This window comes from Hydrogenophaga sp. (assembly GCF_018780385.1).
In the GTDB taxonomy this organism is placed as follows: Bacteria; Pseudomonadota; Gammaproteobacteria; order Burkholderiales; family Burkholderiaceae_C; genus Hydrogenophaga.
Genome location: NZ_JADMJO010000134.1, coordinates 1 through 5,886, shown reverse-complemented (window position 1 = coordinate 5,886; position 5,886 = coordinate 1). Strand labels below are relative to the sequence as shown.

Annotated in this window: 8 protein-coding genes; 4 read left to right on the top strand and 4 right to left on the bottom strand. The window is 66.2% G+C overall.

Features of this window, described 5'->3' with window-relative positions:
- From IV113_RS24425 to IV113_RS24415, 3 genes are all read right to left on the bottom strand, one after another.
- Positions 1–933: acetyl-CoA C-acyltransferase (locus IV113_RS24425; protein WP_291090777.1), on the bottom strand; the 933-nt coding region annotated here is incomplete at its 3' end.
- A 118-nt stretch (positions 934–1,051) separates the two neighbouring features.
- Positions 1,052–1,693: a 3-oxoacid CoA-transferase subunit B gene (locus IV113_RS24420; RefSeq protein ID WP_291090775.1), complete on the bottom strand. Its 642-nt coding sequence runs from the start codon at positions 1,691–1,693 to the stop codon at positions 1,052–1,054.
- Complete coding sequence (locus tag IV113_RS24415) at positions 1,690–2,391, bottom strand: 3-oxoacid CoA-transferase subunit A (protein ID WP_291090773.1); 702 nt, start codon at positions 2,389–2,391, stop codon at positions 1,690–1,692. The genes IV113_RS24420 and IV113_RS24415 overlap by 4 nt, the downstream gene beginning before the upstream one ends.
- Positions 2,392–2,493: 102 nt before the next feature.
- On the opposite strand from IV113_RS24415, the gene IV113_RS24410 reads away from it, so the two are divergent.
- The 3 genes from IV113_RS24410 to IV113_RS24400 are packed head-to-tail and all read left to right on the top strand — an operon-like array spanning position 2,494 to position 4,400.
- The gene (locus IV113_RS24410; protein WP_291090771.1) at positions 2,494–3,291 is read left to right on the top strand and encodes an IclR family transcriptional regulator C-terminal domain-containing protein; all 798 of its coding nucleotides are present in this window, start codon (positions 2,494–2,496) and stop codon (positions 3,289–3,291) included.
- A complete protein-coding gene (locus IV113_RS24405) occupies positions 3,288–3,938 on the top strand; it encodes a trimeric intracellular cation channel family protein (RefSeq protein WP_291090769.1) in 651 nt (216 codons plus the stop codon). The genes IV113_RS24410 and IV113_RS24405 overlap by 4 nt, the downstream gene beginning before the upstream one ends.
- Before the next feature lie 27 nt (positions 3,939–3,965).
- Complete coding sequence (locus IV113_RS24400) at positions 3,966–4,400, top strand: DUF1841 family protein (RefSeq protein ID WP_291090767.1); 435 nt, start codon at positions 3,966–3,968, stop codon at positions 4,398–4,400.
- 54 nt (positions 4,401–4,454) lie between these two features.
- Here the strand turns inward: IV113_RS24400 and IV113_RS24395 are convergent, their stop codons facing one another.
- A complete protein-coding gene (locus IV113_RS24395) occupies positions 4,455–5,123 on the bottom strand; it encodes a c-type cytochrome (RefSeq protein WP_291090765.1) in 669 nt (222 codons plus the stop codon).
- Between the two features lie 181 nt (positions 5,124–5,304).
- On the opposite strand from IV113_RS24395, the gene IV113_RS24390 reads away from it, so the two are divergent.
- A partial coding sequence (locus IV113_RS24390; RefSeq protein ID WP_291090763.1) for a MoxR family ATPase occupies positions 5,305–5,886 on the top strand: 582 nt, incomplete at its 3' end.

Below are 5,886 nucleotides of genomic sequence, written 5' to 3'. Positions count from 1 at the left end.
CAGGCCGGTGAGCGCCAGCACCTTCTGCGTGGCCGGCGCCGGGCCGATGCCCATGATGCGCGGGGCCACACCCACCGTGGCCATGCCGACCACACGGGCGCGCGGCGTCAGACCGTTTTTCTTCGCGCTGGCTTCGTCGGCGAGCAGCAGGGCGCAGGCACCGTCGTTCACGCCGCTGGCGTTGCCGGCGGTCACGCTGCCGTCGGGCCGCACCACGCCCTTGAGCTTGGCGAGCGACTCCATGGTCGTGGCGCGGGGGTGTTCGTCGTGCTCCACCACGAGGGCGTCGCCCTTCTTCTGGGGAATCGTCACCGCCACGATCTCACGCGCCAGGTGGCCGGCCTTCTGCGCGGCCACGGCCTTGGTCTGGCTGGCCAGGGCCATGCGGTCCTGCGCTTCGCGCTCGATCTTGAAATCGGTCGCCACGTTCTCGGCGGTCTCGGGCATGGAGTCCACGCCGTACTTTTCTTTCATCAGCTTGTTGACGAAGCGCCAGCCGATGGTGGTGTCGTACACCGCGTTGTTGCGGCCAAAGGCGCTCTCGGCTTTGGGCATCACGAAGGGTGCCCGGCTCATGCTCTCCACACCGCCGGCGATCATGAGGCCGGCCTCGCCCGAGCGGATGGCGCGCGCCGCCGTGCCCAGGGCGTCCAGGCCCGAGCCGCACAGGCGGTTGATGGTGGCGCCGGGCACCTCCATCGGCAGGCCGGCGAGCAGGCTGGCCATGTGGGCCACGTTGCGGTTGTCTTCACCGGCCTGGTTGGCGCAGCCGAAGATCACGTCGGTGATGCTGGCCCAGTCGACACCGGGGTTGCGCTGCATCAGCGCGCGCAGCGGGATGGCGCCGAGGTCGTCGGTGCGCACGCTGGAGAGCGCGCCGCCGTAACGGCCGATGGGGGTGCGGATGGCGTCGCAGATGAAGGCTTGGGTCATGGCGGGTACTTCAAAAACACCGTTCGCCCTGAGCTTGTCGAAGGGCTCTCGCGGTGTGGGTTGGCGGGGGCTTCGACAGGCTCAGCCCGAACGGAAATTGTGCTCTGTCCAAACAGCCTCAGGTTGCGATGGGCAGGCCCACCAGCCGTTCGAGTTCGGCGTGTTCCAGACCATCGACCTTGTCGATGAGCAGCAGGCCTTGGGGTGTGCAAGCCAGTGTGGCGAGATCGGTGTAGATGCGCTTCACGCAGGCGACTCCGGTGAGCGGGTAGGTGCAGGTGGGCACCACCTTGCTGCGGCCTTGCTTGTCGAGCAAGTCCATCATCACCCAGGTCTGTTTGGCGCCCACGGCCAGGTCCATCGCGCCACCCACGGCGGGAATGGCGCCGGGCTCGCCGGTGCTCCAGTTGGCCAGATCACCGGAGGCGGACACCTGAAACGCGCCGAGCACGCAGATGTCGAGGTGGCCGCCGCGCATCATGCCGAAGCTGTCGGCGTGGTGGAAATACGCGCCGCCGGGCAGCAGCGTCACGGGCTGCTTGCCGGCGTTGATGAGGTCGTAGTCTTCTTCACCCGCCGCCGGCGCCGGGCCCATGCCCAGAATGCCGTTTTCGCTGTGCAGCACCACCTCTACACCGGTGCCGAGATGGTTCGCCACCTGGGTGGGCATGCCGATGCCCAGGTTCACGTAAGCACCGTCGTGGATGTCGCGCGCCACGCGCTGCGCGAGTTCGGCTTTGCTGCGTTTCTGGTAGCTCATACAGACCCTTTAAAGCCGCCAGCCTGGGTGGCCACTCGGTCGATGCGAACGATTTTTCCAACGTGAATGCCGGGCGTGACGATGGTCTCGGGGTCGAGCTCACCGAGCTCAACGATGTGGTGCACGGTGGCAATGGTGTGGCGCGCGGCCATGGCCATCACCGGGCCGAAGTTGCGCGCAGCCTTGCGGTAGGTGAGGTTGCCCCAGCGGTCGCCGCGTTCGGCCTTGATCAGTGCCACATCGCCGGCCAGCGGGGACTCGAACACGTGGTGGCGGCCGTTGATCTGGCGCGTTTCTTTGCCCTCGGCCAGTGCCGTGCCGTAGCCGGTGGGCGTGAAGAAGCCGCCGATGCCGGCACCGGCGGCGCGCAGGCGCTCGGCCAGGTTGCCCTGGGGCACAAGCTCCAGCTCGATCTTGCCGGCGCGGTAGAGGCCGTCGAACACGTGGCTGTCGGCCTGGCGCGGAAAACTGCAAATGATCTTGCGCACACGCCCGGCGGCCAGCAGCGCGGCGAGACCGGTGTCGCCATTGCCGGCGTTGTTGTTCACTACCGTGAGGTCGCGCGCGCCGTGCTCGATCAGGCCGTCGATCAACTCGGAGGGAATGCCCGAGGTGCCGAAGCCGCCGATCAGCACAGTGTGTCCGTCGCGCACGCTCGACAGCGCCTCGGCGATCGAGGGGGAAATCTTGTTGATCACGGGGTCTCCTGTTCGGGTCGAATGCGGCGCCGTGGAATTTGTTCGCACAAAGAACAAATGTTCGCAGAATGAATTATAAACAGGCATTCACCGAAGCGCTCCATGCCCTCCACACCGACCACTCCACCCCGCCCCGGCGACAGCTACGTGCAGTCCTTCGCGCGCGGGCTCGAAGTCATCCGCAGCTTCAGCGCTCAGGCGCCGCGCCAGACCCTGAGCGAAGTCGCCGCGCGCAGCGGTCTCACACGTGCCGGCGCGCGCCGCATCCTGCTCACGCTGCAGGCGTTGGGTTATGTGGAAACCGACGGCCGCGCCTTCCGCCTCACCGCCCGCATCCTCGACCTCGGCTTTGCGTACCTCTCGTCCATGCCGATCTGGAACCTGGCCGAGCCGGTGGTCGAAGCGCTGGTCGAATCGGTGAAGGAATCGAGTTCGGCCGCCGTGCTGGACGGCACCGACATCGTCTACGTCATGCGGGTGCCCACCCACAAGATCATGAAGAACTCGCTGGGCATCGGCTCGCGCCTGCCGGCCTACTGCACCTCGCTGGGCCGCATGTTGCTCGCCGGCCTGAGCGACGACGAGGTTCGCGCGCGCCTGGAGGCGTCCGACCTCAAGCCACTGACCCGCCACACCGTCATCGACCCGGCTTCCCTGCTCACCCGCGTGCAGCAGGTGCGCAAGCAGGGCTGGTGCCTGGTGAACCAGGAGCTGGAGGAAGGCCTGATTTCGCTGGCCGCGCCGCTGGTGGATGGGGGTGGGCGCACGGTGGCGGCGCTGAACCTCAGCGGCCAGGCCAACCGCACCAGCGCCCGCGTGGTGCAAGACACCTTGCTGCCCCCTCTGCTGGAAGCTACCCGCCAGATCTCCGCCCTGCTGGCGGTGAAAGGAAGCGCATGAACCCGGCCATGAACAACGTGGCGCTCTGGGGCGAAGGCCTGCGCCTGCTGGTCGAGATCAGCGCCACTGCGGCGTTTGCGCTCTCGGGCGTGATGGAGGGCGCACGCAAGAAGCTCGATGCGGTGGGCGTGTGCGTGGTCGGTTTCCTGGCGGCCTTTGGTGGCGGCACGCTGCGCGACCTGCTGCTGGACCAGCGGCCGTTTTTCTGGGTTCGGCACGTGGAACTGCTGTGGGGCGTGTTCGCCCTGTGCGTGCTGGCCATGCTGTTCCTGCGCTCGCGGCACTTTGCGCTCACCGAGCGCGCCATGCAGTGGCCCGACGCGCTGGGCCTGGGCCTGTTTGCCGCCACCGGCGTGCACCAGGCGCTGCTGCTGGACATGCCCGCGCTGGTGGCCGTGCTCATGGGTCTGATCACCGGCGTGTGCGGTGGCGTGCTGCGCGACGTGGTGTGCAACGAGATCCCCACGGCCTTCCACGACCACCGGCCCTATGCCGTGTGTGCGTTTGCCGGCAGCTGGGTCTACGTGGGCCTGTGGCAGCTGCAGGCACCGGGCTGGCTGGCGCTGCTGGCCTGCGTGGGTGTCACTGCCGGGCTGCGCGGCCTGGCCCTCTGGCGCAACTGGCAATTGCCCACCTGGCGGCTCTGATGTTGCGCGCTGCGGGACAATCGCTCCATGTTCAATCCGACCCAAGCCGACGTGCGCCGCTTCTTCTGCGCCGTGCACGCCAAGACGCTGCAGCAGCAGCCGATGGAAGCCATCGAGTCGCTCGCCAGCCAGTGGATTGCGGAGCACCCCGAGTACCACGCGGAGCTGAGTGACGTGGACGCCGCGCTGGAACGCATCGGTGAACCCGGCACCGACCGCGACAACCCTTTCCTGCACCTGTCCATGCACCTGTCGATCAGTGAGCAGTGCAGCATCGACCAGCCTCCCGGCATCCGCCAGGCGGTGGAGCTGCTCACCGCGCGCCGCGACGACCTGCACGCCGCGCACCACGAGGTGATGGAGTGCCTGGGCACCATGCTGTGGGAAAGCCAGCGCGCCGGCCGGCCACCGGACGGCCAGGCCTACATCGATCAGGTGCGCCGAAGGGCAACGCAAGACTGAACGGAAACAAAAAAAGCCGCTCGGTGAGCGGCTTTTTTACGGGGCAGAGAGCGCTTACTTGAAGCGCGGCTGCGACACCACTTTCAGCTCGCTGTCCAGCGACCCCAGGTACTTGGAGATCTCGCGCATCTCGGCGGTGGAGTATTGCTTGGCGATGCCGGCCATGATGCCGTTGGAGCGACCTACCACCTTGTTGCCTTCGACCGTGTACGCCTTGAGGGCGAAGAAGAGGTAGTCAGAATGCTGGCCGGCCAGCTTGGGGTAGCTCGGGTCGATCGGCTTGCTGAAGTTGGCGCCGTGGCAGGAGGCGCAGGCACCCTTTTCGATCAGGGCGGCCGCCGCGGTGCTGGCGGTGCGGGGAGCATCGGCAATGGTCTTTTCAGCGTGCGAGGCGTAATACGCGGCCAGATCGGCCATGTCCTGCTCGCTCAGCGAACCGGCAATGCCGCGCATGGTGGGGTGCTTGCGGTCGCCCTTTTTGTAGGCGTTGAGAGCCGACACGATGTAGGCGCCCGACTGGCCCGAGATCATCGGCACCTTGTGGATTTCGGGGAAGCTGTTCTGGTAACCGGTAATGCCGTGGCAGCCGATGCACATCTCGGCCTTCTTCTGACCAGCGGCCACATCACCGGTGGCACCCTGGGCGTGAACCGAAAAAGCGGCTGCGGAAAGCGTCGCAGCGGCGACAAGGGTGCGGGTGATCGTGGACAACAGTGAGGTCATTTTGCAAGCACAATGAATGAGTCAGCGGGGGAAAATCAACCGCTGATTATATAGACCGGTCGAGGCGACACATCCCTCAAAACCCCCGGCGGTGCGGGCCTTGTCAGGCGGCAGCCAGCACCCATGGGGCCGGATCACCCAAGATGCCCCATCCCGTTCAACCCTTCCAGCAGAGCATTTCATGAAATTCCAAGGCTCCGAGAACTACGTCGCCACGCAAGACCTGATGCTGGCCGTCAACGCAGCGATCACGCTCAAGCGCCCGCTGCTCGTGAAAGGCGAGCCGGGCACCGGCAAGACCATGCTGGCCGAAGAGGTGGCCACCGCGCTCAAGCTGCCGCTGTTGCAGTGGCACATCAAGAGCACCACCAAGGCGCAGCAGGGTCTGTATGAATACGACGCCGTGAGCCGCCTGCGCGACAGCCAGCTGGGCGAGGAGAAGGTCAAGGACATCCACAACTACATCTTGAAAGGTGTGCTGTGGCAGGCCTTCACCGCTGACGAGCCGGTGGCGCTGCTGATCGACGAGATCGACAAGGCCGACATCGAGTTTCCGAACGACTTGCTGCGCGAACTCGACCGCATGGAGTTCTATTGCTACGAGACGCGCGAGCTGGTGCGCGCCAAGCACCGCCCGCTGGTGTTCATCACCTCCAACAACGAGAAGGAACTGCCCGACGCGTTCCTGCGCCGCTGCTTCTTCCACTACATCAAGTTCCCCGACGCCGAAACCATGCAGCGCATCGTGGACGTGCACTTCCCC

What these genes read in the sequence shown, in the direction of transcription:
- IV113_RS24420 (WP_291090775.1), bottom strand. Translation starts at nt 1,693, where the DNA reads ATGAGCTACCAGAAACGCAGCAAAGCCGAACTCGCGCAGCGCGTGGCG.
- IV113_RS24410 (WP_291090771.1), top strand. Translation starts at nt 2,494, where the DNA reads ATGCCCTCCACACCGACCACTCCACCCCGCCCCGGCGACAGCTACGTG.
- IV113_RS24405 (WP_291090769.1), top strand. Translation starts at nt 3,288, where the DNA reads ATGAACCCGGCCATGAACAACGTGGCGCTCTGGGGCGAAGGCCTGCGC.
- IV113_RS24400 (WP_291090767.1), top strand. Translation starts at nt 3,966, where the DNA reads ATGTTCAATCCGACCCAAGCCGACGTGCGCCGCTTCTTCTGCGCCGTG.
- IV113_RS24395 (WP_291090765.1), bottom strand. Translation starts at nt 5,123, where the DNA reads ATGACCTCACTGTTGTCCACGATCACCCGCACCCTTGTCGCCGCTGCG.